We start from the raw sequence: 26,014 nt of genomic DNA, 5'->3' as shown, positions 1-26,014 counted from the left end.
AACCAGGTCAGAGTCGCCTGCGCGTGCAGCTCGCAGGCAGGGGCGTCCAGGTGATCGAGGTGATCCCGCCGGGCATGCGGACCACCCTCCTGGGCCGGCACGACGACGAGAGGTCCGTGCCGCTGGAGGACTACCTCACCGAGACCGTGGACCTTTTGCGAGAGAAGCCCGACGCCAGGGAGATCGTGGGTGAGCGTGCCAGGTTCTTTCGCGACGCGGCGGCGAACGGTACCTACGACGAAGTCCTGGCCATGCTCAGCGACTACCGCTGAGCGGCACCTGGTGCTTGCCGGACGGATTGTGCCTATGGGCAGCTCGTCGACCTCGGCAGCCGGTGGATCGGGCCGCTCATCCGCGTCAGAGGTCGGCCCGTGCCCTGGTGGACCTGGGCGATGATCTCCGCGGTGATGGAGACGGCCGTCTCCTCGGGCGTGCGGGCTCCGAGGTCGAGGCCGATCGGGGAACGCAGCCGGGCCAACCCGTCTTCGGTGACCCCCTCCTCGCGCAGGAGCCGCAGTCGCGCCTCGTGGGTGCGCCGGGAGCCCATGGCCCCCACGTAGGCGACGGGCAGGTCGAGCGCCAGGCGCAGCAGGGGGACGTCGAACTTGGCGTCGTGCGTGAGGACGCATACAGCGGTGCGCTCGTCCACCTCGGTGCGTTCCAGGTAGCGGTGGGGCCAGTCGACGACCACTTCGTCCGCGTACGGGAAGCGGGCGGGGGTGGCGAAGACGGGGCGGGCGTCGCACACGGTGACGTGGTAGCCGAGGAAGCGGCCGGCTTGGCTGAGGGCTGCGGCGAAGTCGACGGCGCCGAAGACCAGCAGACGCGGCCGGGACCGATGGACGTGGACGAGGACGGACAGCCGTTCGGGGCATCCGCCTCCCTCCCCGCCGATGTCGATGCGGGCGGTGCGACCGGCCCGTAGCAGGGCCCTGGTCCGGTCGGCCACCGCCCGGTTCGCCGGGCCGTCGTCCACGCTCCCGTAGGCGGCATGGTCACCGCCGAGCACGCTCAGCGTGGAGCCGAGGAGGGGCTCCGGGCCGTCCACGACCTGCGCCACGGCGACCGGTCGTCCTCGGTTGATCTCGGAGAGGGCCGTGGACAGGTGCGGCCGGGCTGCGGGATCGACGCACTGGACGAAGACGTCGAGTTCGCCGCCGCAGGTCAGGCCGACGGCGAAGGCGTCGTCGTCGGAGTAGCCGAACCAGGCGCGCTGCGGAGCGCCCCGGTCGCGGAGCACCTGTCGGCACAGCTCGTAGACCGCGCCCTCGACACAGCCGCCGGAGATGCTGCCGACGGCGTCGCCGTTCTCGTCCACCGCGACCGACGTGCCGACCGGCAGAGGGGCGCTGCCGTGCACGCCGACGATGGTGGCCAGGGCGAAGGGGCGTGCCTCGCGGCACCAGCGGTGCAGTGTGTCCGCGATGTTCAGCATGGCAGTTCTCCACGGCGGGACCAGGATCGGAAGGTGAGCGGGCCGCCGCCACGACGCGGGGAAACGTCAGGCGGCGGCCCTGGGAAGTCCGGCAGCCGGACGGGGGCAGGCTGCCGGACGAGCGGTGTGCACCCCGCCGGGCGGAAGTTCATGTGATCAGAGCAACGCCTCTGCAGTGATGGGCAGTTCACGGATGCGGCGGCCGGTGGCGTTGAAGACCGCGTTGGCAATGGCGGGCGCCACCCCGATCATCACGAGCTCTCCGAGTCCCTTGACGCCGAGCGGGTCCGCCTCGCGGTCCTCACCGTCCAGGTAGATCGCCTTGAGGTCGGGAACGTCGGCGTTGACGGGCACGAGGTAGTCGGCGAGGTTGGCGTTGACGATCCGCCCGTCGCGGTGGTCGGTGACCGTGTGTTCCAGCAGGGCCGTGCCGATACCCCCCACCATGCCGCCCAGGGCCTGGCTGTCGGCGAGCTTGGGACTGATGATGCGTCCCGCGTCGTACACGCCCAGCACACGCCGCACCCGCACCAGACCCAGGGCCGCGTCGACGGCCACTTCCGCGAAGGTGGCGTTGTAGCCGTAGAAGGAGTGCCGCTCCGGGCCCGTCGGCGGCGCGAAGGAGCCGTCCGCTTCCAGGTGGGTGCGGTCGTTGCGGGCCAGCAGCCGCCGGTAAGTCTCACCGCGGGCCGGATTGTTCTTCACGTGCAGTCGGCCGTTGCGTACCACGACATCGTCGGCGGCCACCCCGTACAGCGGTGACTCGCGGTCCTCGACGGCCAGCCGGATCGCCTGACGGCGGACCTTGTTGCAGGCGTCGAGGGTGGCGGAGCCGACGCTGGCCATGGTCATCGAGCCGCCGTGCGGTGGGGTCGGCGGGTAGAGGGAGTCTCCCAGCCGGAAGGTGACCGTGCGCACGGTCAGCCCGAGGGCGTCGGCCGCGACCTGGGTCTGCGAGGTGTACGTACCCGGGCCCATGTCGGTGGCGGCGGCCTCGACCAGCGCGGTGCCGTCGGCGTCCAGACGGGCCCGGGCCCGGGCGGGCATGCGCGCGGTGTCGTAGACGCCGGCGGCCATGCCCCTGCCGATCAGCCAGTCGCCCTCGCGCGTGGAGCGGGGCTCGGGGGCGCGAAGTTGCCAGCCGAACTCGCGGGCGCCGACGGTGTAGCACTCGCGCAGCCGGCGCGTGGAGAACGGCAGCCCCGACGACTCGTCCTCCGACGGCTCGTTGCGCCGGCGCAGCTCGATCGGGTCGACGCCGAGTTCGTGGGCGAGTTCGTCCATGGCCGACTCGATGACGAAGGAGGCCGTCTGGAAGCCGGGGCCGCGCATGTACAGCGGCGTAGGCAGATCCAGCGGCACCGTCCGGTACGCCTGGGTCACGTTGGGCATGCTGTAGAGCATCTGCCCGGCCGCCAGGATGGACTCGGTGAACGTCTCGTACGACGACGTCTCCGCGTCCAACTCGTGCACCGCGGCGGACAGCCGGCCGCGCCGGTCGCTGCCGAGGCGCAGGCGGTACTCGTACGAGGGCCGGAAACCGGTACCGAGATACATCTGCTTGCGGCTCAGGACCAGCTTGACCGGACGCTTCGTCTCGCGGGCGGCCAGCGCGGCGACGACCACGTGCGGCCAGCAGCGCAGCGCCGTGCCGAAACCGCCCCCGACGAACGGCGAGATGACGCGCACCGCGTCCATGTCCAGGCCGAACACCGCCGCGAGTTCGGTCTGCGTGCCCACCACCCACTGAGTCTTGTCCCACACGGTGAGCTTGCCGCCGTCCCAGCGGGCGATGGTGGCGTGCGGCTCCATCGGGTTGTGGTGGTTGCGCGCCGTGCGGTAGGTCAGGTCCAGTCGTACGGCCGCCGAGCGCAGGGCCGCTTCGGCGTCGCCGCGCGCGTATCGGGTCGGCTCGTCCGGCTCGGCCTCGGCGAAGTCGGTCGAGGGCTGCTCGGCGTCGTAACCGACCTTGACCAGGCTTGCACCGTGCTGGGCGGCCTCCAGGCTGGTGGCCACCACGACGGCGACCGGCTGGCCGTGGAAGAGGACGCGGTCATCCTGGAAGACGCGAAGCCGTCGGCCTGGCGGGTTGTTCGACCCCGAGTTGTCGCGGTACGGCAGCTTCGGTGCGTTGCGGTAGTGGATCACCTTCAGTACGCCCGGGAGGGCTTCGGCGGCGCCGGTGTCGATCGACGTGATGCGGCCGCGGCCGATGCTCGCGTCGACGATCACGGCGTGCACGATCCCGTCGACATCGTGCTCGGCGGCGTACAACGCCTTGCCCGTGACCTTGAGCCGGCCGTCCACCCGGGACAGCGGCGCACCCACGGCTGCCTGCGGCTGGGGGCTCACCTGGTACCTCCTACGACGCGCAGCTGGCGTTCGACAGTGCGCTTGAGCAGCTCGACCTTGAACCGGTTGTGCCGGAGGGGACGGGCGCCGTCCGCCGCCTTCGCGGCAGCGGCCGACCACAGGGCCCGCGAGGGGCGTTGACCGACGAGGTGCTGTTCGACGGCGGGCAGCTTCCACGGCACGGTGCCCACTCCCCCGGCGGCGACCTTGGCCTCGCGGATCACCCCGCCGCGTACGTGCAGCGCGACGGCTGCTGACGCCAGGGCGAACTCGTACGACTGCCGGTCACGCACCTTCAGATAGCCGGACCTGAGCGGGCGCGGAAGAGCGGGAATCTCGACCGCCGTAATCAACTCACCTTTGCGCAGGGCCTGTTCGCGCTGTGGCGTGCTGCCGGGCCGCAACAGGAAGTCGGCGAAGGGGACTTGGCGTGCCCCGTCCGGGCCCAGTAGGTGCACTCGGGCCTCCAGGGCGGCGAACGCCACGGCCGCGTCGGACGGGTGCGTGGCCACGCAGGCATCGGAGGTCCCGAGGATGGCGTGGGTACGGTTGAAGCCGTGCAGCGCGGCACAACCGGAGCCGGGCTCCCGCTTGTTGCAGTCGGCCGTCACATCCCGGAAGTACGTGCACCGGGTGCGCTGCATGATGTTGCCGCCGATGGTCGCCATGTTCCGCAGCTGCGCCGAGGCACTCAGCTCCAGCGCCTCGGAGACGACGGGGTACAGGGTGCGCACCTTGGTGTGGGCGGCGGCCTCGGACATGGTCACCAGGGCGCCGATGCGCAAGCCCCCGCGCTCGGTGACGGTGATCGCGCTCAGCGGCAGGCCGGTGATGTCGACAAGGGTCTCGGGGCGTTCGACGGTCTCACGCATGAGGTCGACCAGGGTGGTGCCCCCGGCGATGTAACGCCCGCCGCGGCGACCGGCCTTGAGGGCTTCACGGGTGTCGGAGACGCGTGTGTAGGAGAAGGGATGCACGGTTGCCGCTCCTTACTTCCGGCCCGCGGTCCGCTCGACCGCGCGCACGATCTTGACGTAGCAGCCGCAGCGGCAGATGTTGCCGCTCATCCACTCGCGGATCTCCTCCGGCGAACCGGTGTGACCCTCCTGGATGCAGCCGACGCCGGACACGATCTGGCCGGGGGTGCAGTAGCCGCACTGGAACGCGTCCTGGTCGATGAACGCCTGCTGCAGAGGATGCAGTTGATCGCCGTCGGCCAGGCCCTCGATCGTGGTGACCTTCGCGCCCTCCAGCCGCACCGCGAGCGTGAGGCAGGCGTTGTGCCGCTGTCCGTCGACCAGGACCGTGCACGCACCGCAGGCCCCGGCGTTGCAGCCCTTCTTCGAGCCTGTGAGGCCGAGGTGCTCACGGAGCAGGTCCAGCAGAGAGGTGCGGTTGTCGACCGTCACGGTCCGGCGGGTGCCGTTGACCGTCAGGGAGACACGACTGGAGAGCGGCGCCTCCACAGCGCTCACCTCCTGCGCGTCGGCGAGGATCGTCCCGCCGATCACACCGCCCGCGACCACGGCACCGCCGACCGCGGTGCCGGCGGCGATGAACGTGCGCCGAGTGGGCGCCGGGGAGGGCTCGCCGGCTCCGGTGGGGGGAGGAACGTCGAATTCAGGGAGTTCAGCAGACATACGTACGCCTTCGCATCACGGACGGATCCGTCGTGCACGACAGAGGGACAGCAGGCGGGATCGTCGCCACCACGGGCATCGGGTGACCGCTCGCCTCGACAGGGGGCTGGTCTCGCGGGAAGTCTTGCACCACCGGCAACGCTCGCGGCAGGGAGACTTTCCTCCCCCTTTACGCTCCGTCAGGAGCGAGTAGCCGACGTCATCGGGGGCACTTGCGCGGGGCGAAACAGGACGGAGCCGCGTCGCCTCCCATCTTGTGGGTGCGTCCACGTCGCTCACCGCGTCGTCGCGCGTGGCGGACTGATCGTCCGCTCCGAGCAGGTCGCCGACACGGCCCTCCCCCGGGACACCGTGACGTCCCGTGTGAGCCCGGGTTGCGAAATCGATGGGACTGGGCTACCGCCCCGATGACGCGGTCCCACTCGTCCTTCGGATGTCCACGGCCGGCTTGACCGGCTGCTCGACGCCGGCGTTGTTGAAGGAGACGTCCAGGCGCCCGAATTCCTGAACAGTGTCTTCCAGGGCGGACTTCACGTCGTCTTCGCTGGTGACGTCGCAGGTGAGGGCCAGGGCCTGCCCGCCCGCTTTCTCGATGAGCCGTGGGCTCTCCCGCAGGCCGTCCCCGGACAGGTCGGCGAGGGCGACGCGGGCACCCTCGCGGGCGAAGGCGACGGCGGTGGTGCGGCCGATGCCGGAGCCGGCTCCGGTCACGAAGGCCACCTTGCCGGTGAAGTCCGCGGTGTTCACAGTCATGTGCAGATTCCTCTCGCATGCTGGTACGTCGTCGGGTTCGTATCGGCTGTACGCGGATCCGGGCGTGAGTCAGGACTGCGACGACACCTGCGCGGGTTCGTCGTGCCGCGTGTGCGTGGGAGCGCTGTTTCGGGCCACGATCCGGCCCGTGCGGGAAGTGCCGTGGACGGCGAGGGCGATCAGAGGCAGCAGTGTGAGGGCGGCGATGACGGTGCCGACCAGGGGCGGGCCGGTCAGGCCGAGGGAGGAGTCCAGGGCCGTACCGGCGATCACCGAGCCCGCGGCGATACCGGTGTTGAAGGCAGAGGTGGTCAGCGCCGAGGCGAGGGTGGGGGCATCGCCCGCGAAGCGCATGGCAAGGGCGGTGACCACCGGGTTGACCGTGAAGCCGGTCAGGCCCATGAGGAAGACGAGCAGGGTGGCCGTCACCGGGTTGCCGGACAGCGGGATCATCAGGAGCAGGACCAGGGCGGTGGCCGCGGCGGCCGTGATGGTGGTGACCATCGGACGCCGGTCGCCCAGGCGGCCTCCCGTGGTGGTACCGCCCAGGGCGCCGATACCGAAGGCGATGAGGACGAGCGGTACGGCACCTGCGGGGATACCCGCGCGGTCGGTCAGCAGCGGCGTGACATAGGTGTACGTCGCCAGGACACCGCCCATGATCAGCATCGCGGCGCCGAGCGCCAGCCACAGTCGGCCCTGACGCAGAGCCCGGACCTCGGCCCGGAGTGACACCTCGACGCGCCGCCCCTGGGCCGGGATGAAGCGCCCGATGAACACGGCGGCAAGCCCGGAGAGGACGGCCAGGGCCCAGAAGGGGCCGCGCCAGCCGGTGAACTGGCCGGCGAAGGAGCCGATCGGCACGCCGACGACGTTGGCCAGGGTCAGGCCGCCGATCATGACGCCCGTCGCGCGCGTGGCGTTGTGCGGGCCCGCGGCGCTGGTGGCGACGACGAATCCGACGGACCAGAACGCTCCGGTGGCCAGGGCCGTGACGACGCGGGCGAGGAGCACGACCGTGAAGGACGTGCTGAGGGGGGCGACGAGGTGTCCGAGGCAGAACACGGACAGGGCCAGGATCAGCGTCTGGCGCTGAGGCAGGCGCAGGGTCGCCATGGCCATCGTCGGCGCGCCGATGATCATGCCGATGGCGAAGGCGGTGATCAGCAGGCCGGCGCGGGAGACGCCGACTCCGAGGTCACCGGCCAGCTCCGGCAGCAGGCCGGCGACGACGAACTCGGTGGTCCCCATCAGGAACGTGCCGGCGGCGAGCACCCAGACGACGAGGGGAAGCTTGCCGGGTGTGGTCCCGGACGCGGAGGGCATGCGTGTGGTCTCTCCTTGAGTGGAAAATCGGCGGATCAGGCGACGCTGGGGCAGTCGGGCGGACTGCGGACGGCGCGGCCACGTCCTTCACGGTTCCATGCACCGAACCAGCCGAAAAGGGGAGGATCGCCTCCCCCCTTCTTTCGGGCGCTCTCCGTGACGGGCGCGCGGTGGGGTGGGTCAGGGCGCGGCTTCGATGGTGATGCGCTCGGCCCCGGCAAGCCTGTCGGCATCGGCGTCCATGCTGCCGAGGATCAGCAGGTCGGCGTTGGCGGAGTCGCCGTCGCGGTAGAAGAGGGCCAGGTTGCCCCAGGGGGCGTAGTAGGTCAGGTCGCCGGCCTTCGGCGCGCGCGGCTCGGGAGCGCCGTAGGTGGTCAGCCTGCGCGGCAGGTCGGCGATCCGCTCCGTCTGGTGGAAGTCCTTCAGGTCCACAGTGAGCGGGAGCAGCTCGGCGAAGTCACGGGCGGCAGGGCTGTCGTTCAAGGTGGCGTCGACGGGGCGGCCGTCGAGGGTGACCCGGATGTCCATGGCGGTGTTCCTGTCGGATGGTGCGGTGTGTGCCTCGGATGTCGGCGTCTGCTGCTCGGTGGTGGTCCCGGACGGGGAGGCTGGGGAGGTGTCGGTGCAGGCCGCCCCGGTCAGCACGAGAGCGGTGGCCGTGATGGCACGGGCGAGGACACGGAGGGCGGCCGGGTTCATGGGCGTCGTCCAGTGGCTAGTCGGGCAGGGGCTCGGCGTAGTGGCGGAATCCGTCGCGCTGCTGGTGGATGTCGTACAGCCGCTGTGCCAGCACATCGGGGCTGCTGTGCTCGGCGTCGGGCCGGATGGCCCCGGGGATGATCAGCTGCGCGGCGTGAATGTTCTCCCCGGCGAGCGTGTCGTGCAGCATGCGGGCGTAGGCGCTCTCTGCGGCGAAGGCGATCGAGGTGCCGGCGACCTTCGGGTTGGGGCGTACGGCGCTGGAGCCGTTGACGAACAGCACGGTGCCGCGGCCGAGGGCACGCATGCCGGGCAGGACGGCGTTCACGGCGGTGACGGAGCCCTTGACGGAGAAGGCGAGCGGGGCGTCGAGATCGTCGGCGCTGCTGTCGAGGACCGGCTTCATGAAGTCGGCGCGGGGCACGGGGCTGTACTGCAGGATCTCGACGGGGCCCAGATCGGCCGCAGCCGCGTACAGGGCCGCGTCCAGTGACTCGATGTCGAGGACGTCGGCGGTGAAACCGCGAGCCCGGATGCCGTCGCGGGCCAGCTCGGCGGTCATCTCCTCCACGCGCTCGGCGCTGCGGGCGACGAGGGCGACGGTGTGGCCGGCGCTTCCGAAGCGGCGGGCTGTGGCCAGCCCGAGACCAGGGCCGGCGCCGATGAGCGCGAAGGTCGTCATGGGGTTCGTCCTTCCTTCGGTGAGGTGGGGTGGGCGCCCGCCCGCATCAGCGCTGCCCGTGACACGGCCCGACGGTGTGGGTGCGGGGCAGGGGGCTGAGAGCCGGTGACGATGTGCGCCCCGCGTCGTCCGGTGCGGCCGTACGCGGTGGACGGCGTGCGATCAGGCCAGGTTCTTGCTGAAGAACTCCTCCAGCTTGTCGAACGGGATCAGGTCCGTCTTGTCGTACAGATCGACGTGGCCGGCGTTCGGGACGGCGTGGAACTCCTTCGGTACATCCGCGAGCTCGTATCACGCCGCCGTACGGTGCGCCGACGATGATCGCGGGGTGTTCCTGGGAGGCGTCGAAGTCCTTCGGCTGGTAGAGGTCCGCGGAGATGGTGATCCCGTACCTGTTCTCGTACGACACCGGCTTGCGGGTGGCGTTCTCGTCCAGGTCGAAGATGTAGTTGTCTGTTGCAGACATTTCCTGGTCTCATCTGTGGCGCTCGACAGGGGCAGTCGGTCACGCGCTGAGGGTCAGGGCTTGAGGAGTGCCTTGATGGCGCGGCGCTCGTCCATCGCCTTGTAGCCCTCGGCGACCTGCTCCAGGGGCAGGGTGAGATCGAAGACCCTGCCCGGGTTGATCCGGCCGGACAGGACCCGGTCGATCAGATCGGGCAGGTAACGGCGGACCGGGGCGGGGCCGCCGCGCAGGCCGACGTGGGAGAAGAACAGCTCCTGGCCGTCGACCGCCACCTCGTGCGGGACGCCGACGAAGCCGACGTTGCCACCGGGCCGGGCGCAGTGAAGAGCCTGCCGCATCGACTCGGCGGTGCCCACGCACTCCAGCACGGAGTCCGCGCCGATGCCGCCGGTGAGGTCCTTGACGCGGGCGATGCCTTCGTCGCCGCGCTCGCTGACGATGTCGGTGGCGCCGAACTCCAGGGCGAGCTTCTGCCGGGACTCGTGGCGGCTCATCGCGATGATCCGCTCGGCGCCCAGTTCCTTGGCGGCGATCACGCCGCACAGGCCGACCGCTCCGTCGCCGACGACCACAGCCGTCGAGCCGGGCTTCACCTTGGCGGCGAGGGCGGCGTACCAGCCGGTGCCCATCACGTCCGAGACGGCGAGCAGGCTCGGCACGAACTCGGCGTCCGGGTGCTCGTCGGTGGCGACGAGGGTGCCGTGGGCGTTGGGGATGCGGACGTAGTCGGCCTGGCAGGTGCTCATGAACTCGCGGCGCAGGCAGTTGGACTGCCAGCCGTTGCGGCAGTTGGCGCAGGTGTTGTCCGAGGTGGCGAAGGAGCCGACCACGAACTGGCCCGGCTTGACGTCGGCGACCTCGCTGCCGACCTCCTCGACGATGCCGACGTATTCGTGCCCCATCGGGTGCGGGTCGCCGATGGGTTCCGCGCCGCGGTAGGGCCACAGGTCCGAGCCGCACACACAGGTGGCGACCGTGCGAATGATCGCGTCGGTCGGGTTGATGATCTTCGGGTCGTCGAGGTTCTCGAAGCGCACGTCGCCGGGGGCGTAGATGACTGCTCCGCGCATGGGGGCTTCCTTCGGTGCGAGGATCGGTGAGCGCGCAGCCGGGGTCGGGATCGGCTGCTCGATATCGAGCCTCACACGCGAGGGCAAGCACGAAAAGCGGAGAAATTCATCCCGGGAGGGGAACATCCTGGGAGGAATTTCTCCCCCCTTTCCCGGGTGGATTCGGTGTCATGCTGGGAAGCATGACCGCCAACGTCCCCCTCAATGAGCTGGGAGAATTCCTCAAGAAGCGCCGTTCCGAGCTGAGCCCGCGCACGGTCGGACTGCCCGAGACCGGCAAGCCCCGCCGGGTGGCCGGGCTGCGCCGCGAGGAGGTCGCCCAGCTCGCCAGCATCAGCACCGACTACTACACCCGCCTCGAACAGGGCCGCATGCAGGCATCGGCGCCCGTGCTGGACGTCCTCGCCCGCGTACTCCACCTGGACGACGACGAGCGCGGTTACCTCTTCCAACTCGCGGGCAAGACCACCACCCGCACCCGGCGCCGTAGTCGGCAGAAGGTCCAGCCGCAGCTGCAGCGGGTCCTGGACGACCTCACCGCCACCCCGGCCGTCGTGCAGGGGCGGCGCGGGGACATCCTGGCCTGGAACGCGTTGGCCGCCGCCCTGGTCACCGACTTCTCCCAGATCCCGGAAAAGCACCGCAACTACCCGCGGATCATCTTCACCGATCCCGCCATGCGCACCCTGTACGCCGACTGGGAGACCTCCGCGCACATCGCCGTCGCCCAACTGCGCATGGAGGCCGCCAAGTATCCCGAGGACCCCCGTCTGATCGAGCTGGTCGGTGAACTGTCCCTGCGCGACAAGCAGTTCGCCCGCTGGTGGGGCGATCACCACGTCGCCGCCCGCACCGTGGGCACGAAGACCCTCAACCACCCGGTCGTCGGCGAACTCGTCCTGGACTGGGACACCCTCACCGCCAACACCGACCCCGACCAGCACCTGACCGTCTGGACCGCCGAACCCGGCTCCCCCACCCACGAGCGGCTACGCATCCTGGCCTCCTGGGCCGCCGACCAGGACCTGCCGGCCTCCTCCCTCTCAGCTGACCGCGACGGGCCGCCGCTGTAGGAACAGCCGGTGGATGCATATGCGCCGCCATGCGCATCAATCCGCTGAACGGACGCCCCCACAGGACGGGACCAGCACGCCCGGCGGACTGCCAGGAGCCGGCACCGCTCACGGAACCTCGTTCCGCCCCGTACCTCACGACGTGGAACGTCAGGAAACGGGGAACCAGGCCGCCAGGCGCTTGGCCATGGCCGGTACATCGACGCTGTCCTGCGCGACTTCCTCGACGAACGGGCCGGCAATGGGGACGGGCGGCGGGACGGTACTGGCGCTGACGCCGTTGAACCGCAGGAAGACACGCATGGCAAGCCAGGCGGTGCGCTTGTTGCCGTCGATCAGCGCGTGATTGCGGGCACCGGAGTGCAGCAGTGCCGCCGCCTTCTCGTGCAGCGTGGGATACAGCTCTGCTCCGAACACGTTCGTCCGGGGCCGTTCGATCGCTGACACCAAAAGTCCCATGTCACGCACGCTGTGCTCGGTACCGTTGACCGCGCGGGCGATGGCCAGGATCTCGTCGATCTGGATGTAGCGCACGTCGGTCACTTCAGGTAGTCCAGGATCTCCGCATCGCTGTCCATGAGCTCGGCCAGGACGTCATCGACCTTCAGCTCGGCCCGATTCTGGGCGTCACGGATGGCCTCAATGGCAAGTTCCTGTTTGCTGCGACCCTCCCGACGAGCCCGCTCGGTGAGCTTCGCGTCAAGATCGTCGGGGAGTCGGAGTGTCATCGCCATACAGCGATGATACCGGACTGGTATCTAGGCGGCGAGGTGATACCAGCCGTTTCAAGACCAGGACCACGGCGCCGTCCTTTGTGGCTCGGCCGGGCCGTGCTCTCGATTCCAAGGTGCGTGCGACGAGGTAGCAGCACGCGCCGCCGCTGGCGCGGTGCGGTCGGACCCCGAACCGGAATCCTTGCCCACGCCGACGGCCCCGGTCCGCGCGGCCCGCGCCGGAGACGTCCGCGAAGTTTGAGACTTCCGATATTCGAGCGTCATCCGAGCGTCAAGAATCCGCATTCCGCATCGCCACGTCGCCCACAAGACCCGCGCCAGCTCTTGAAGCTGCAGCTCAGACCGTTCTGCACAAGCGAACCTCAGTCGACGCATTCCGCGAGCGAAAACAAGTCGAACTGACCACCTGGAATACAAAACAGCAGGTCAGAGGCACTTCTCGGCAGGCTCAAGAATAGCCACGCATTCCACATGCGAGGTCATCGGAAACACATCGACGAAGTCCGGCTTTCACGGACCGGACACCGGGCGACCGGCACGCCGGGCGCTACCACGTGGGGGACCCAGGCAAAACGGGAAGCCCGACCCGTGACTTCGTCAGCGAAGCTGCGCGGCGAACGCATCGTAAGCCCGGTCGTCAAAGAGGACGAACCTGACCTCCTCGACCGCCGTGTCCGTGACCCGCACTGTCTCCACCGCGATGCGGGCGGCGTCCTCCACCGGCCACCCATAGATACCGGCGGAGACTGCGGGAAATGCGACGCTACGAGCATCCAGCTCATCCGCGACCCGCAGTGACTCCCGATAGCAGGAAGCCAACAACTCCGACCGGTCCTCTTCGTGGGTGAAACGCGGACCGACGGTGTGGATCACCCAGCGTGCGTCCAGTTCGCCCGCAGTCGTGGCGACAGCCCGGCCCGTGGGCAGGCCTTTGCCGTAGTGGCCGGCGCGCAGGCGGCGGCAGTCGGCGAGGATCGCGGGGCCGCCGCGGCGGTGGATGGCGCCGTCGACACCCCCGCCGCCGAGCAGGGAGGAGTTGGCCGCGTTGACGATGGCGTCGACGCTCTGCCGGGTGATGTCGCCCTGGACGAGCGTGATCGTGGTCATACCTGTGTGTATACCAACGTGCACCGGCCGGCCGGTCCGGTCAGTGCTGTTGTCGCAGCCTCCGCCACACGGCCTTCGCCGCGTTGTGGCCCGACATGCCGTGCACGCCCGGGCCGGGCGGGGTGGCCGAGGAGCAGATGAAGACGGCCGGATGCGGTGTGGCGTACGGGAACGCGGTCAGTTTGGGGCGCAGCAGCAGCTGGAGGCCGGAGGTCGCGCCGGAGGCGATGTCTCCGCCGACGTAGTTGGCATTGCGGACGGCGAGTTCGGCAGGGCCCGCGATCGCGCGGGCGAGGACGCGGTCGCGGAACCCCGGGGCGAAGCGCTCCAGTTGGCGTTCCATGGCGTCGGTGAGGTCGCCGGTCCAGCCGTTGGGGACGTGCCCGTACGCCCAGAAGACGTGCTTGCCGGCCGGGGCGCGGGTGGGGTCGACGAGGCTGGGCTGCACCGTGATCATGAAGGGCCGGTCGGGTGCCCGACCCTCCCGGGAGGGGGCGCGCAGGGCGGCGCCGATCTCCGCGCTGTCCGCGCCGATCTGCACGGTGCCGGCGGCTCGGGCCTCCTTGGCGGTCCACGGGACCGGGCCGTCGAGCGCGTAGTCGATCTTGAAGACGCCCGGTCCGTACCGGTAGCCCTGGTAGTGGTTGCCGAAGCCGGCGATGCGGGCGAGGGCGGTCGGCGAGGTGTCGAAGACGTAGGCGCGGGCCGGGGGCAGGTCGTCGAGGCGCTTGACCTCGTAGTCGGTGTGGATGCTGCCGCCGAGGTCCTCGAGGTAGGCGGCGAGGGCGTCCGAGATGGACTGGGAGCCGCCACGGGCCACCGGCCAGCCACGGGCGTGCGCGGCGAGTGCGAAGACCAGGCCGACGGCGCCGGTGGCGAAGCCGTTCAGTGGGGCCATGACATGGGCGACGAGGCCGGCGAAGAGGGTCTTGGCCGCCTCGTCGCGGAAGCGGCGGGTGAGCCAGGTGGACGGGGGCAGGCCGACCAGGCCGAAACGGGCGAGGGTGACCGGGTCGCGCGGGAGCGCGGTCAGCGGCAGCGACATGAAGTCGCGGGCCAGGGTGTCCCACTTGGGCAGGAAGGGTTCGACCAGGCGGCGGTACGCGCCCGCGTCACGCGGCCCGAAGGAGGCGGCCGTCTCGGCGACCGACCTCGACAGCACCGCGGCGCTGCCGTCCGGGAAGGGGTGCGCCATGGGCAGCTCGGCGTGCAGCCACTCGAGGCCGTAGCGCTCCAGGGGCAGGGCGCGGAAGGCGGGCGAATTGATGCCGAGAGGGTGCGCGGCTGAGCACGGGTCGTGGCGGAAGCCCGGCAGGGTGAGCTCCTCGGTGCGGGCTCCTCCGCCCACGGTGTCCCGCGCCTCGAAGAGCGCCACGGAGAAGCCACGCCTGGCCAGCTCCACCGCCGCGGTCAGCCCGTTGGGCCCCGCTCCCACCACGACCGCATCGAGCATCGACGGCACTTCGACCCCTTCGTCAGCCGGTGACCTCCGTAGACCGGCGGCCCCCGGAGTCAGGATATGCCGGTGGTACGACAACGCCTGCGGCGCGGTGTCCTCGAACCACCCGTGAGCCTCGTTCGCCCGGGCGGCCCCCGACGCTTCAGCGGCCCGCCGCCCTCGGCATCGGGCATCCGCCTCGGGGCCAGGAGCTGCTCGGCCTGTCAGGAGCTGGAGCAAGCGTCCGGTACTGCCTCGCCCCTCAGGAGTTGCCTGACCTGGTCCGAGTACCGCGCCCCTCCCCCGGTCCCCTTCGGGGCCACCCCGACCGGGCAGGGGCCGCCTCACCGTGCCGCAGGGCCCGCCCCCACCACTTGCCGGTGCCGGCCCCGTCATTTCACCGGAGCCGCCCACCGTGTCGCGGGGGCCGCGCGACAGGAGCCGCCCCACCGTGCTCAGGAGTCGTCCCACCGCCGTGCCGCGTCACCGCGCCACTTCATCGCGTCACGTCACCGAGGCCACGTCAGCAACTCCGCGCCCGAGAGCAGTTCCGCCACCCGGCGGGCCGTCGCCGTGTCCCTGGCCGCCGTGAACGGCAGGGAGTTGCCGCCCGTGATGCGGAACGGCTCGCCGGTGAGGGTGAGGTGGGCGCCGCCCGCCTCCTCGACCAGCAGCAGTCCGGCCGCGTGGTCCCAGGCCGCCTCCCAGGAGAAGGCCGTCGCGTCCAGCTCGCCCCGGGCGATGGCCAGATACTCCAGTCCGGCCGATCCGCACGCGCGCGGTGCGACCCCGTCCGTCCACAGCGCCAGCAGGGCGCGCTTCTGCTCGTCGGTCGTGTAGTCGGGGTGGGAGGTGGCCACCGCCAGATCGCGGCCGGGTTCGGGCGGGCCGGCGAACAGGCGCTCGCCGTCCAGGAAGGCACCGCCGCCGCGGACGGCCGTGGCCAGCTGGCCGCGGGCCGGAGCGAACGTCCAGGAGGCGTGCAGGACGCCGTGGCGGGCGAGGGCGACCAGGGTGCAGAAGCCGTCGTCACCGTGCACGAACTGCCGTGTCCCGTCGACGGGGTCGACGATCCAGACCGGCGCGTCGCCCTGTATCGCCTCGTACGTCGCCGGGTTGGCGTGCACCGCCTCCTCGCCCACGACCACCGAGCCGGGCAGGAGGGCGCCGAGGACCTCCGTGAGGAACAGTTCGGCATTGCGGTCGGCGTCCGTCACCAGGTCGTGCGGGCCGTTCTTCTGGTCGACCTCGTGCGCGGCGAGCTGGCGGAAGCGGGGCATGATCTCGGCCGCGGCGGCCTTGCGGACCGCCTCCTCCACGTCGGCCGAGTGGCGGGCGAGAAACTCGTCGATGGTTTCCGTGTCTTCGATCATGCCTCCATGAGAGCACGCCCCACTGACAATCCCCACCCCGCCGGTGCACACCGGATGGAATCGGGATGAAGAACCGGGCGTGCGGTCAGCGGCCCACCGCGTACCCCTGCATCCCGCGCGGGTTCGCGGCCGCCGAGAGGATCCCGGTCGCCGGGTCGCGGGCCACCGCGCACAGCCGCCCCTCGGACCACGGGTCGCCGACGGTGACGTCATGGCCGCGCCGCCGCAGCTCCTCCACCACCTCCGCCGGGGTGCGGGACTCCATGGTGACGCTGCCCGGCCGCATGCCGCGCGGGTAGAAGGAACCGGGGAAGGCGTCGTTGTGCCAGTTCGGGGCGTCGATCGCACCTTGGAGGTCGAGGCCGCCGCGCACCCGCGCGCGCAGGGCGACGGCCAGGAAGAAGTGCAGCTGCCACTGGTCCTGCTGGTCGCCCCCGGGTGTGCCGAACGCCAGCACCGGCACTCCGTCGCGCAGCGCGATCGAGGGGGTGAGGGTGGTGCGCGGGCGGCGGCCGGGCGTCAGCGAGTTCGGCAGGTCCTCCTCCAGCCAGGTCATCTGCAACCGGCTGCCGAGCGGGAAGCCCAGCTCGGGCACGACCGGGTTGGACTGCAGCCAGCCGCCGCTGGGCGTGGCCGCGACCATGTTGCCCCAGCGGTCGACGACGTCGAGATGACAGGTGTCGCCCCGGGTGAGCCCGTCTCCGGTCACCTCCGGCTCCCCGGGCACCGGCGAGGCCGGTCCCTTGGCGACCGTCGGCTCACCCGCGCCCATCGGGTTGAAAACGGGGTCGTCGCTCGCGACCACGTACGCGTGCGCGCTCAGCCGCGGAGTGCGCCCACCGGGGCTGCCGGGCCGCAGCTCGTACGACGCCTTGTCGCCGATCAGCCCTCGCCGGTCCGCGTTGTAGCCGGCGTCGAGCAGCTCGCCGAGCGGGACCTCGGCCGCGTCGCCGTACCAGGCCTCGCGGTCGGCCATGGCGAGCTTGCAGCCCTCGATCAGCAGATGGACGTAGTCGGCGGAGCCGTACGCGGGCAGCTCGGGCGGAAGCAGGGCGAGCTGCTGGAGGAAGGCCGGGCCCTGGCTCCAGGGGCCGGCCTTGCACACCGTCCAGCCGTTCCACTCGTAGGTCGCCGGCGCCTCGTAGGTCGCGGACCAGCCGGCGAGGTCGGCGTCCGCGAGCGTGCCGGTGTGGCGCTCGCCGCTGGTGTCCAGGGTGGGCCGGGAGGCCTGCCGGACCAGCGCCTCGGCGACGAACCCGGTCCGCCACACCTCCCGCGCGGCCTCGATCCGCGCCTCCCTATCGCCCGCCCCGGCGGTCTCGGCGAGCAGTCGCTTCCAGGTGGCCGCGAGGGCGGGGTTGCGCAGCAGCTCGCCGGTCCGCGGCGGCTTCCCGCCCGGCAGGTACACCTCCGCCGAGGAGGTCCATTCCGTCTCGAACAGTTCCCGTACGGTCGCCACGGTCGCGCCGACGTTCTCCACGGGCGCGTGCCCGTGCTCGGCGTACCCGATGGCGTACTTCAGCACGTCGGCAAGGGACTTGGTGCCGTGGTCGCGCAGCAGGAGCATCCAGGCGTCGAACGCGCCGGGCACGGCGGCGGCGAGCGGTCCGGTGCCGGGTACGAGCTCCAGGCCCAGCCCCCGGTAGTGCGCGACCGTCGCGCCCGCCGGCGCCACCCCCTGCCCGCACAGCACCCGCACCTCGCCGTCCGCCGGGGCGAGCAGGATGGGCACCTCACCGGCGGGACCGTTGAGGTGCGGTTCGACGACGTGCAGGACGAAGGCGCCGGCCACCGCGGCGTCGTAGGCGTTGCCACCGTCCTCCAGGACGGCCATCGCCGACTGGGAGGCCAGCCAGTGCGTGGAGGACACCATGCCGAACGTGCCCTGGAGGGTGGGTCGGGTGGTGAACACGCAGGGCTCCTCAACTCACGACGGCCGGTCTCGCGATCGTACGCACGCCCCCACCGCGCCGGGTGGCGATCACTCGACCCCGTGCGCCCGTCCCGCCCCTATGCCCCATGAAGCACCGTGATGTCCCAGTAGGGCCGGGCCCCTTCGTCACCGCACCGCCACGGAGCGAGTTTTCGCTTCCTCCCCACAGGGAGTCGTGTGACACTGGCGTCCCCCGTCCGCATCGCGGACCGTCGTCCGCACCATCCCCCACGAAAGTGCGCCGTGCGCTCTCTCCCACTGCCGCTCGCCCTCACCGCGCGCCTGTCCCCGGTGGCCGTGCTGGCCTGCGCGGGCTGGGCGCTCACGTCCGGCCCGCTCACCGAAACACAGGACACCGCGGCCAAGGACACACAGAAGACCCAGTCCGAGAAGGCGTCGAGCCCCTCCTCCACAGCCGTGTCCAAGACGTACGCCGCCGCGCCCGCCCCCTGCACCAGCGTGGCCGCGAAGACGGTCACCGCGCTCGTGCCGGGCGCCAAGACCGCGGGCAAGGAGATCCCGTCGACGGACGCCGACCTGCGCCGCACCTGCTCCTGGAACGCGCTCAAGGGGTACGACTACCGGTGGCTCGACATCTCGTTCGAGATCACCGATTCGGACGGGGCGGCACAGAGTTCGTACAAGGACCGCATCGGGGAGAAGAGCGGCGGCGGGGCGGTCCCGGGGCTCGGGAACGAGGCCTACTCCGTGGTGAACCTCACGACGGAGGACAAGCAGCAGACCCGGGAGGGCGTCGTCATCGCCCGGGTGTCCAACGCGCTGGTGGTCGTCAACTACAACGGCAGCGACTTCGAGTCGAAGAAGGCGCCCGGCACCGACGAGATCAACAAGGGCGCGATCAAGGCCGCGAAGGAAGCCGTGGCGGCCCTGCAGAACGGCCGGAGCGGCACGAAGAGCTGACCCGCGAACGCGAAACGGCCGGAGGAGCTCAGCTGCTCCTCCGGCCGTCCCCTTCCACCACGCTCAGGCGGCGTTTTCCTCCTGCCGTCCGAGCGGCAGCATCAGCGCCAGGTACAGCACCATCGAGGTGCCGAGCCCGACCGCCCAGCCGTAGTCGGCGAGGGATTCCAGTGCCGGGACGGGCCGCCCGTCGAAGAGGGGCTTGAAGCTGGCGCCGCCCACCGCCAGGACACCGCCGACGGCGAAGGCCACCACGGCCCGCCAGTTCCAGCCGCCGTCGTACCAGTAGCGGCCGCCCGTGCGGTACAGGTCGGTCAGGTCGAGCTTGCCGCGGCGCAGGATCCAGTAGTCGGCGATGAGGATGCCGGCGACCGTACCCAGCAGACCGCCGACCAGACCGAGCCAGGTGAAGATGTAGCCCTGCGGGTCGGAGTACAGCTTCCACGGGAAGATCAGCACGCCGAGGACGCAGGTGGCGAGGGCTCCGGTACGGAAACTGATCTTCCGCGGCGCGATGTTGGAGAAGTCGAAGGCCGGCGAGACCAGGTTGGCCGCGATGTTCACGGACAGGGTCGCCACCAGCACCGTCACCAGCGCGAACAGCAACCCGAAGACGTTGTCCGTCTTCGCGGCGAGCTGTACCGGGTCCCAGATCGTCTCGCCGTACACGGCCTGCGAACCGGAGGTGACCATCACCGACAGCAGCGCGAAGAGGGTCATGGTCGTGGGAAGACCGAGGGCCTGGCCCCACGTCTGCGCCTTCTGCGACTTCCCGTACCGCGTGAAGTCGGGGATGTTCAGCGACAGCGTCGACCAGAAACCGATCATGCCCATCAGGGACGGCCAGAACAGTTTCCAGAAGCCGCCGCCCCAGCCGAGCTTGGAGGGCTGGTCGAGCAACGGGCCGAAACCGCCTGCCTTGTTGCTCATCCAGATCAGCATCACCAGCGCGCCGACGAGGACGAAGGGCGCCGCCCAGTTCTCGAAGCGGCGGATCGTCTCCATGCCCCGGTAGATGATCGCGACCTGGATGGCCCAGAAGACCGCGAACGACAGCCACATGGTCCAGGCGTAGCCGCCGATCTTCCCGGCGTCGCTCCAGCCGTTGCCGATCAGTTTCCCGGCGAGGAAGTAGATCGCCTCGCCGCCGATCCAGGTCTGGATGCCGAACCAGCCGCACGCCACCAACGCCCGCACGACCGCGGGGAGGTTGGCGCCGCGGATGCCGAAGGAGGCGCGGGCGAAGACCGGGAAGGGGATGCCGTACTTGGGTCCCGCGTGCCCGGTGAGCAGCATCGGGACCAGCACGATGAGGTTGGCCAGCGCGATGGTGAGCACCGCCTGTTTCCAGTCCATGCCGACGGCGATCAGACCGGAAGCGAGCGTCCACGACGCCGTGTTGTGGGCCATGCCGACCCACAGCGCGGAGAAGTTGTACGTGGTCCAGGTGCGCTTCTCCACCGGGACCGGGAGCAGGTCCTCGTTGGCGTAGGGGCCGCTGGGCAGCGGCGAACCAGGGGCGATCTCCACCCGGCCGTCGGCGAGGGTGACTTGAGAGGTCGGCGGTATGGCCGTGGGAGCGGTGTCGGTCATGGGCAGGCCAATCAAACGAGGGGCGGATCCGGAAAGGCCGTGCGGGTCTCCGGCCCCCTCCCCCCAGGCGGCGGGGAGGGGAGAACTGGAGTGGGGGGATGGGGAGTCGATCCTGGGGAGGGGTCAGTCAGCCGTTCATGGCCGGGATCACCGTCGTGCCGTACGCGTCGATGACCTTCTCCTGCGCGTCGTGCATGTCGTAGACCGCGAACTGGTCGACGCCCAGCTCGCGCAGGGCGTTCAGCTTCTCGATGTGCTTCTCGACGGGTCCGATGAGGCAGAACCGGTCGACGATCTCGTCGGGCACGAACTCGGTGTCGGGGTTGTCGCTGCGTCCGTGGTGCGAGTAGTCGTACCCCTGGCGTGCCTTGATGTAGTCGGTGAGTTCCTCGGGGACCTGGGAGGAGTGCTCGCCGTACTTGGACACCAGGTCGGCGACGTGGTTGCCGACCATCCCGCCGAACCACCGGCACTGGTTGCGGGCGTGGGCGAGCGCCTCGGGCGAGTCGTCCTCGGTGACGTAGGCCGGGGCGGCGACGCAGATCTTCACCTCGGACGGGTCACGGCCGGCGGCGACGGCCGCGTCCTTGACTGCCTTCACCATGTACTCGGTCAGGTACAGGTCGGCCAGCTGGAGGATGAAGCCGTCGGCCTCCTCGCCGGTCATCTTCAGCGCCTTGGGGCCGTACGCGGCCATCCAGACCGGGAGTCGGGCGTCCTCCTTGATCCAGGGGAACCTGACGACCGTACCGCCGAGGTCGGCCTCCTGGCCGGAGCCGAGCGCACGGATGACCTTCATGGCCTCGCTGATCCGGGCGAGGGTGTTCGGGGCGCGGCCGGCGACGCGCATCGCGGAGTCGCCGCGGCCGATGCCGCACACCGTGCGGTTGCCGAACATGTCGTTGAGGGTGGCGAAGGTGGAGGCGGTGACCTCCCAGGTGCGGGTGCCGGGGTTCGTCACCATCGGGCCGACCGTCAACCTGCTGGTGTTCGCCAGGATCTGACTGTAGATCACGAACGGTTCCTGCCAGAGCACGGCGGAGTCGAAGGTCCAGCCGTAGCTGAAGCCGTTGCGCTCGGCACGCTTCATCAGGCTGACGACGCGGGAGGCAGGGGGGTCGGTCTGGAGGACAAGTCCGAAGTCCATCGGTCTCCTTGCACTGGTCTGGTAGCGTTCTTTCGCCCCGTAAAGGGCCGGTTCGGGCTGGACCGCAATCTTCGGATTGGAAGCTCCCTCATCGAGGGGGCGGAGTCACGTGTGCTGCTCCCAGTTGCTGCGGCGGCACCTCATTGGAGGTACTGGCAAGTTGAGCGGGGCGTGTACAGGCCGTGGCCGGCACGCCCCGCAAACTTCCGCTGGTCGATGACGAGTTCGCCCCGCGACAGGACCGTCTCGACGCGGCCGGTGAGGCGCTTGCCCTCGTACGCGGAGTAGTCGACGTTCATGTGGTGGGTCTCGGCGGAGACGGTCTGCTCGGCGTGCGGGTCGTAGATGACGACATCGGCGTCGGCACCCGGGGCGATGGTGCCCTTCTTCGGGTACATGCCGAACATCCGGGCCGGGGTGGCGCAGGCGATCTCGATCCAGCGGCGGCGGCTGATGTGGCCGTCGACGACGGCCTGGTGGAGCAGGTCCATGCGGTTCTCGACGCCCGGCAGACCGTTGGGGATCTTCGAGAAGTCGCCCCGGCCGAGCTCCTTCTGGCCCACGAAGCAGAAGGGGCAGTGATCGGTGGAGACGACCTGGAGGTCGTTGGTCCTGAGGCCCTGCCACAGCTTGGCCTGGTGCTCCTTCGGCCGCAGCGGGGTGCTGCACACGTACTTCGAGCCCTCGAAGTCGGGCTCGGCAAGATTGTCCGTCGACAGGAACAGGTACTGCGGGCAGGTCTCGCCGAAGACGTTCAGCCCCTCGTCGCGTGCCCTGGCGAGTTCCGCGACCGCTTCCATCGCCGATACGTGCACCACGTACAGCGGAGCGCCCGCGACCTGCGCGAGCTTGATGGCGCGGTGGGTGGCCTCGGCCTCCAGCAGTGCCTTGCGGACCTCGCCGTGATACCTCGGATCCGTCTCGCCGCGCGCCAGCGCCTGCTCGACCAGGACGTCGATGGCGATACCGTTTTCCGCGTGCATCATGATCAGTCCGCCGTTCTCGGCGGAGCGCTGCATGGCGCGCAGGATCTGGCCGTCGTCGCTGTAGAAGACGCCGGGGTAGGCCATGAACTGCTTGAAGGACGTGACGCCCTCCTCCACCAGCAGGTCCATCTCCTTGAGCGTGTCCTGGTTCACGTCGGAGACGATCATGTGGAAGGCGTAGTCGATCGCGCAGTTGCCCTCCGCCTTCGCGTGCCAGGCGTCCAGGCCCTCGCGCAGGCCGTGCCCGACGCTCTGCACGGCGAAGTCGACGATGGTCGTCGTACCGCCCCAGGCGGCCGCCCGGGTTCCGGTTTCGAAGGTGTCGGAGGCGGAGGTGCCGCCGAACGGCAGCTCCATGTGGGTGTGGGCGTCGACCCCACCCGGGATCACGTACTTCCCGGTGGCGTCGACAACCCGCTCGGCGGTCCAGGCCTCGGCGGCCGGGGTGCCGGAGGCGGCGAGTGCGGCGATACGGCCGTCCTCGATCAGGACGTCGGCGTGGATCTCGTCGGACGCGGTGATGACGAGGCCACCCCGGATGACGGTTCGGCTGCTCATACTCCCTCTCCTGCCGTGCTCAACACTGGTGTGCGGGTCGGTCGGTACCGCCGGTCCGGCCCCCGTGCACCGGACCGGCGGCGGCCGCGGCCGGCTACGGAGCGGTGAGCGGGGGGTATGCGTCGGGACGGCGGTCCCGGTAGAACTGCCAGCGGTCGCGGACCTCGCGCAGCTTGGCCATGTCGAGGTCGCGGACGACGAGTTCGGTCTCCTTGTCGCTCGCCACCTCGCCGACGAACTGGGCCTCCGGGTCCACGAAGTACGAGGTCCCGTAGAAGTCGTTGTCGCCGAGTTCCTCGACGCCGACCCGGTTGATCGCGCCTACGAAGTACTCGTTGGCGACGGCCGCCGCCGGCTGCTCCAGCTGCCACAGGTACGCGGACAGGCCACGTGAGGTCGCCGACGGGTTGAAGACGATCTCGGCGCCCTCCAGCCCCAGCGCGCGCCAGCCTTCCGGGAAGTGGCGGTCGTAGCAGATGTAGACGCCGATCTTGCCGACCGCCGTCTCGAAGACCGGCCAGCCCACGTTCCCCGGGCGGAAGTAGAACTTCTCCCAGAAACCGTTGACCTGCGGGATGTGGTGCTTGCGGTACTTGCCGAGGTACGAACCGTCCGCGTCGATCACGGCGGCGGTGTTGTAGAGGACGCCCGGCTGCTCCTCCTCGTACATCGGCAGCACCAGGACGATGCCGTGTTCCCTGGCCAGCGCCTGGAAACGCTTGACGATCGGGCCGTCGGGGATCTGCTCGGCGTACTCGTAGAACTGCGGGTCCTGGACCTGGCAGAAGTACGGTCCGTAGAACAGCTCCTGGAAACACAGGACCTGAGCACCCTGCGCGGCCGCGTCGCGCACCGCCTGCTCGTGTACCTGGATCATCGATTCCTTGTCGCCGGTCCAGGCCGTCTGGAAGACGGCGGCACGGATCACTCTGCTCATCGGGACCTCCGGTCGCTCGGTGTACGAGGAGCCTAGGAAGCCGCCGAGCCCGCTTTGAGTTGCACGGTGTCACGCCTGCGGGCGTCCGGCGTGCCACCGTGTCACGTCTTCCCGGGCCCATGTTTCACCACCGTTTTCCCTGGTCGTTGCATGTTTCGAGGTTGTTGCCCGGCGCGCGGTCAGCCCCGTTGCGCGTCGTGCGCGAGGAGCGCGATGTGCACCGATGCGGCCTGTTCGAAGTCGTCGAGATCCACGCCCAGCCGGCCCTCTATCGCCTCCAGCCGGCGGTACAGTGCGGGCCGGGAGACGTGATGGAGCTGGGCGGTGCGGGACTTGTTGCGGCCGGTGGCCAGGTAGGTCCGCAGCACGGCGAGCAGGTCGTCCCCGGCCGCGCACAGCAGCCCGTCCAGCTCCCGCTCCGCGAAGGACTGCACATGAGGATCGTCCCGCAGCAGCCGGACCAGGCCGCGCAGATGGACGTCCTTGAGGCGGACGACGGCCGGGAGGTCGAGCGCGGCCGAGGAGTCGGCCACGGCGTCCGCGACGTGCTGGGCCTCGCGCAGCCCGGCGGGCACATCGTCCCAGACGATGCGCGGGTCGGCCGCCGCGACGACCGTACCGGCCTGATCCGACTCCGTCCGCAGCCGGGCGGCGAAGTGCGCGGCGAGTGCGTCGGCGTCCTGGTCCCGGGCGAGGCTCAGCAGCACCGCCGTCGCCCCGTCCGCGAGTTCGGCGACGAGTCCGGGCATCCCCAACAGCCTCAGCATCCGGTCGAGTTGAGCCGGGTCGCCGCCCCGCACGACCAGCGGGACGAAGGTGCGCCGGTTGACGGGGAGTCCGGCCGCCCGGGCCCGGGGCAGCAGTTGCCGGGCCGGTACGACGCCGGAGATCAGGTCGGTCAGCAGGCTCTGCGCGGACTGCTCCTCCCAGGTGTGGGCGGAGGTGCCGCCGAGCATGCGGTGCAGGACGAGGGCCTCGGCGGCCCGGTCGGCGAGCAGCCGCCCGCCCGCGGTGTCGCCGCGGTGACCGCAGAGCATGATCTGCCCCCACCGCTCGCCGCGCCCGCCGAGCTCCGCGCGGATCCAGCCGTCGCCCTCGCTGCCGCCGGCCTGCCGGGCGATGCGCTCCCAGTCCCGCAGCACGTCGTCGACCGCCGACCGCTCGCCCGCCGTCGCCAGCACCCGGTGGGCGAGGTTGGTGACGACGACGGGACAGCCGGCGTGCTGGGCGATCTCGTCGAGCAGCAGTTGCAGCGGGGCGCCCGCGGTGATCAGTCCCGTGAGGGCGGTCCGTACGGCCTCCGACAGGCTGACGGCGGCGAATTTCCGCCGGACCAGCCGGGACTGGACCTCCTCCGTCAACTCCGCGAAGGGAAACGGCCGGTGGAGCACGACCATCGGAAGCCCGCACCGTTCGGCGGCTCGTCGCATCACGTCCGGCGGGGTGGGGAAGGCGCGGCCGAGGCCCAGCACCACGGCCGCGGCTTCCGCCCGGTGCAGGGACTGGATGTACTCGGTCTGCGCGCTCTCGTCGCCGGCGAGCAGCACACCGGTGGTGAGGACCATCTCGCCGCCGCTGAGCATCACGCCGACGTCGGCGGCCTCGGCTACGTGCACCCAGCGCACCGGCCGGTCGAGCTGGCCCGCGCCGGCCACCACCTCGGGCTCCCCGGCCAACACCCGTTCCAGCGCCAGGACCTGACGGACCGACAGGGCGGGTTCCAGCGGCTCTACGGGGCCCCAGGGCTCCAAGGTGATGGTCATGGCGATGCGTTCCCTTGCTCAGGCCGGC

General features: G+C 70.5%; 23 protein-coding genes. 3 read left to right on the top strand and 20 right to left on the bottom strand.

Features of this window, described 5'->3' with window-relative positions; genetic code table 11:
- The first annotated feature begins 23 nt into the window (after positions 1–23).
- Positions 24–272, top strand: coding sequence for a hypothetical protein (locus tag OG289_RS40300; RefSeq protein WP_327318944.1), 249 nt, complete (start codon positions 24–26; stop codon positions 270–272).
- A 32-nt stretch (positions 273–304) separates the two neighbouring features.
- On the opposite strand, the gene OG289_RS40295 is transcribed toward OG289_RS40300, so the two are convergent.
- The 9 genes from OG289_RS40295 to OG289_RS40255 all read right to left on the bottom strand — a co-directional run bounded on the left by OG289_RS40295 (position 305) and on the right by OG289_RS40255 (position 10,423).
- The gene (locus OG289_RS40295) at positions 305–1,435 is read right to left on the bottom strand and encodes an XdhC/CoxI family protein (RefSeq protein ID WP_327318943.1); all 1,131 of its coding nucleotides are present in this window, start codon (positions 1,433–1,435) and stop codon (positions 305–307) included.
- A 156-nt stretch (positions 1,436–1,591) separates the two neighbouring features.
- Complete coding sequence (locus tag OG289_RS40290; RefSeq protein WP_327318942.1) at positions 1,592–3,787, bottom strand: xanthine dehydrogenase family protein molybdopterin-binding subunit; 2,196 nt, start codon at positions 3,785–3,787, stop codon at positions 1,592–1,594.
- A complete protein-coding gene (locus OG289_RS40285) occupies positions 3,784–4,764 on the bottom strand; it encodes an FAD binding domain-containing protein (protein WP_327318941.1) in 981 nt (326 codons plus the stop codon). Before OG289_RS40285 ends, OG289_RS40290 begins: the two co-directional genes overlap by 4 nt.
- A 12-nt stretch (positions 4,765–4,776) precedes the next feature.
- Positions 4,777–5,427 (bottom strand): (2Fe-2S)-binding protein, encoded by a 651-nt coding sequence (locus OG289_RS40280; protein WP_327318940.1) that lies wholly within the window; start codon positions 5,425–5,427, stop codon positions 4,777–4,779.
- A 396-nt stretch (positions 5,428–5,823) separates the two neighbouring features.
- Complete coding sequence (locus OG289_RS40275; protein ID WP_327318939.1) at positions 5,824–6,180, bottom strand: SDR family NAD(P)-dependent oxidoreductase; 357 nt, start codon at positions 6,178–6,180, stop codon at positions 5,824–5,826.
- Between the two features lie 69 nt (positions 6,181–6,249).
- Positions 6,250–7,506 (bottom strand): MFS transporter, encoded by a 1,257-nt coding sequence (locus OG289_RS40270; RefSeq protein ID WP_327318938.1) that lies wholly within the window; start codon positions 7,504–7,506, stop codon positions 6,250–6,252.
- A gap of 180 nt (positions 7,507–7,686) precedes the next feature.
- Positions 7,687–8,205, bottom strand: a complete 519-nt coding sequence (locus OG289_RS40265; RefSeq protein ID WP_327318937.1) for a cyclophilin-like fold protein — start codon at positions 8,203–8,205, stop codon at positions 7,687–7,689.
- A gap of 16 nt (positions 8,206–8,221) precedes the next feature.
- Complete coding sequence (locus OG289_RS40260; RefSeq protein ID WP_327318936.1) at positions 8,222–8,887, bottom strand: SDR family NAD(P)-dependent oxidoreductase; 666 nt, start codon at positions 8,885–8,887, stop codon at positions 8,222–8,224.
- Positions 8,888–9,406: 519 nt separating this feature from the next.
- On the bottom strand, positions 9,407–10,423 hold the full coding sequence (locus OG289_RS40255; protein WP_327318935.1) for a zinc-dependent alcohol dehydrogenase family protein: 1,017 nt from the start codon (positions 10,421–10,423) through the stop codon (positions 9,407–9,409).
- Between the two features lie 170 nt (positions 10,424–10,593).
- On the opposite strand from OG289_RS40255, the gene OG289_RS40250 reads away from it, so the two are divergent.
- Positions 10,594–11,496, top strand: coding sequence for a helix-turn-helix domain-containing protein (locus tag OG289_RS40250; RefSeq protein WP_327318934.1), 903 nt, complete (start codon positions 10,594–10,596; stop codon positions 11,494–11,496).
- A 150-nt stretch (positions 11,497–11,646) separates the two neighbouring features.
- Here OG289_RS40250 and OG289_RS40245 read toward each other — a convergent pair whose 3' ends face one another.
- The 6 genes from OG289_RS40245 to OG289_RS40220 form a co-directional block, all read right to left on the bottom strand.
- Positions 11,647–12,039: a type II toxin-antitoxin system death-on-curing family toxin gene (locus tag OG289_RS40245; protein ID WP_327318933.1), complete on the bottom strand. Its 393-nt coding sequence runs from the start codon at positions 12,037–12,039 to the stop codon at positions 11,647–11,649.
- Complete coding sequence (locus OG289_RS40240; protein ID WP_037672007.1) at positions 12,036–12,230, bottom strand: ribbon-helix-helix protein, CopG family; 195 nt, start codon at positions 12,228–12,230, stop codon at positions 12,036–12,038. Before OG289_RS40240 ends, OG289_RS40245 begins: the two co-directional genes overlap by 4 nt.
- Positions 12,231–12,827: 597 nt before the next feature.
- Complete coding sequence (locus OG289_RS40235) at positions 12,828–13,337, bottom strand: O-acetyl-ADP-ribose deacetylase (protein ID WP_327318932.1); 510 nt, start codon at positions 13,335–13,337, stop codon at positions 12,828–12,830.
- 40 nt (positions 13,338–13,377) lie between these two features.
- Positions 13,378–14,790 (bottom strand): phytoene desaturase family protein, encoded by a 1,413-nt coding sequence (locus tag OG289_RS40230; protein ID WP_327318931.1) that lies wholly within the window; start codon positions 14,788–14,790, stop codon positions 13,378–13,380.
- Positions 14,791–15,284: 494 nt separating this feature from the next.
- The gene (locus OG289_RS40225; protein WP_327318930.1) at positions 15,285–16,148 is read right to left on the bottom strand and encodes an inositol monophosphatase family protein; all 864 of its coding nucleotides are present in this window, start codon (positions 16,146–16,148) and stop codon (positions 15,285–15,287) included.
- Positions 16,149–16,233: 85 nt separating this feature from the next.
- Complete coding sequence (locus OG289_RS40220; RefSeq protein WP_327318929.1) at positions 16,234–18,060, bottom strand: gamma-glutamyltransferase family protein; 1,827 nt, start codon at positions 18,058–18,060, stop codon at positions 16,234–16,236.
- Positions 18,061–18,324: 264 nt separating this feature from the next.
- On the opposite strand from OG289_RS40220, the gene OG289_RS40215 reads away from it, so the two are divergent.
- Positions 18,325–19,002 (top strand): hypothetical protein, encoded by a 678-nt coding sequence (locus OG289_RS40215; RefSeq protein ID WP_327318928.1) that lies wholly within the window; start codon positions 18,325–18,327, stop codon positions 19,000–19,002.
- 63 nt (positions 19,003–19,065) lie between these two features.
- On the opposite strand, the gene OG289_RS40210 is transcribed toward OG289_RS40215, so the two are convergent.
- The 5 genes from OG289_RS40210 to OG289_RS40190 form a co-directional block, all read right to left on the bottom strand.
- On the bottom strand, positions 19,066–20,595 hold the full coding sequence (locus OG289_RS40210) for an NCS1 family nucleobase:cation symporter-1 (RefSeq protein ID WP_327318927.1): 1,530 nt from the start codon (positions 20,593–20,595) through the stop codon (positions 19,066–19,068).
- 127 nt (positions 20,596–20,722) lie between these two features.
- A complete protein-coding gene (locus OG289_RS40205) occupies positions 20,723–21,742 on the bottom strand; it encodes a TIGR03842 family LLM class F420-dependent oxidoreductase (protein ID WP_327318926.1) in 1,020 nt (339 codons plus the stop codon).
- 140 nt (positions 21,743–21,882) lie between these two features.
- Positions 21,883–23,286, bottom strand: coding sequence for a dihydropyrimidinase (gene hydA, locus OG289_RS40200; RefSeq protein WP_327318925.1), 1,404 nt, complete (start codon positions 23,284–23,286; stop codon positions 21,883–21,885).
- Positions 23,287–23,380: 94 nt separating this feature from the next.
- Positions 23,381–24,223, bottom strand: coding sequence for a nitrilase-related carbon-nitrogen hydrolase (locus OG289_RS40195; protein WP_327318924.1), 843 nt, complete (start codon positions 24,221–24,223; stop codon positions 23,381–23,383).
- A 179-nt stretch (positions 24,224–24,402) separates the two neighbouring features.
- Positions 24,403–25,986: a PucR family transcriptional regulator gene (locus OG289_RS40190; RefSeq protein WP_327318923.1), complete on the bottom strand. Its 1,584-nt coding sequence runs from the start codon at positions 25,984–25,986 to the stop codon at positions 24,403–24,405.
- Positions 25,987–26,014 lie beyond the last annotated feature (28 nt).

It is taken from the genome of Streptomyces sp. NBC_01235, assembly GCF_035989285.1.
Taxonomy (GTDB): domain Bacteria; phylum Actinomycetota; class Actinomycetes; order Streptomycetales; family Streptomycetaceae; genus Streptomyces.
This window is presented reverse-complemented; position numbering and strand designations above follow the sequence as displayed.

Bases quoted from the DNA above. Each gene is read 5' to 3' on its own strand.
- OG289_RS40235 (WP_327318932.1), bottom strand. From the start codon at position 13,337: ATGACCACGATCACGCTCGTCCAGGGCGACATCACCCGGCAGAGCGTC.
- OG289_RS40225 (WP_327318930.1), bottom strand. From the start codon at position 16,148: ATGATCGAAGACACGGAAACCATCGACGAGTTTCTCGCCCGCCACTCG.
- OG289_RS40295 (WP_327318943.1), bottom strand. From the start codon at position 1,435: ATGCTGAACATCGCGGACACACTGCACCGCTGGTGCCGCGAGGCACGC.
- OG289_RS40230 (WP_327318931.1), bottom strand. From the start codon at position 14,790: ATGCTCGATGCGGTCGTGGTGGGAGCGGGGCCCAACGGGCTGACCGCG.
- OG289_RS40265 (WP_327318937.1), bottom strand. From the start codon at position 8,205: ATGAACCCGGCCGCCCTCCGTGTCCTCGCCCGTGCCATCACGGCCACC.
- hydA (WP_327318925.1), bottom strand. From the start codon at position 23,286: ATGAGCAGCCGAACCGTCATCCGGGGTGGCCTCGTCATCACCGCGTCC.
- OG289_RS40270 (WP_327318938.1), bottom strand. From the start codon at position 7,506: ATGCCCTCCGCGTCCGGGACCACACCCGGCAAGCTTCCCCTCGTCGTC.
- OG289_RS40260 (WP_327318936.1), bottom strand. From the start codon at position 8,887: ATGACGACCTTCGCGCTCATCGGCGCCGGCCCTGGTCTCGGGCTGGCC.
- OG289_RS40240 (WP_037672007.1), bottom strand. From the start codon at position 12,230: ATGGCGATGACACTCCGACTCCCCGACGATCTTGACGCGAAGCTCACC.
- OG289_RS40250 (WP_327318934.1), top strand. From the start codon at position 10,594: ATGCTGGGAAGCATGACCGCCAACGTCCCCCTCAATGAGCTGGGAGAA.
- OG289_RS40255 (WP_327318935.1), bottom strand. From the start codon at position 10,423: ATGCGCGGAGCAGTCATCTACGCCCCCGGCGACGTGCGCTTCGAGAAC.
- OG289_RS40205 (WP_327318926.1), bottom strand. From the start codon at position 21,742: ATGGACTTCGGACTTGTCCTCCAGACCGACCCCCCTGCCTCCCGCGTC.
- OG289_RS40210 (WP_327318927.1), bottom strand. From the start codon at position 20,595: ATGACCGACACCGCTCCCACGGCCATACCGCCGACCTCTCAAGTCACC.
- OG289_RS40275 (WP_327318939.1), bottom strand. From the start codon at position 6,180: ATGACTGTGAACACCGCGGACTTCACCGGCAAGGTGGCCTTCGTGACC.
- OG289_RS40190 (WP_327318923.1), bottom strand. From the start codon at position 25,986: ATGACCATCACCTTGGAGCCCTGGGGCCCCGTAGAGCCGCTGGAACCC.
- OG289_RS40195 (WP_327318924.1), bottom strand. From the start codon at position 24,223: ATGAGCAGAGTGATCCGTGCCGCCGTCTTCCAGACGGCCTGGACCGGC.
- OG289_RS40280 (WP_327318940.1), bottom strand. From the start codon at position 5,427: ATGTCTGCTGAACTCCCTGAATTCGACGTTCCTCCCCCCACCGGAGCC.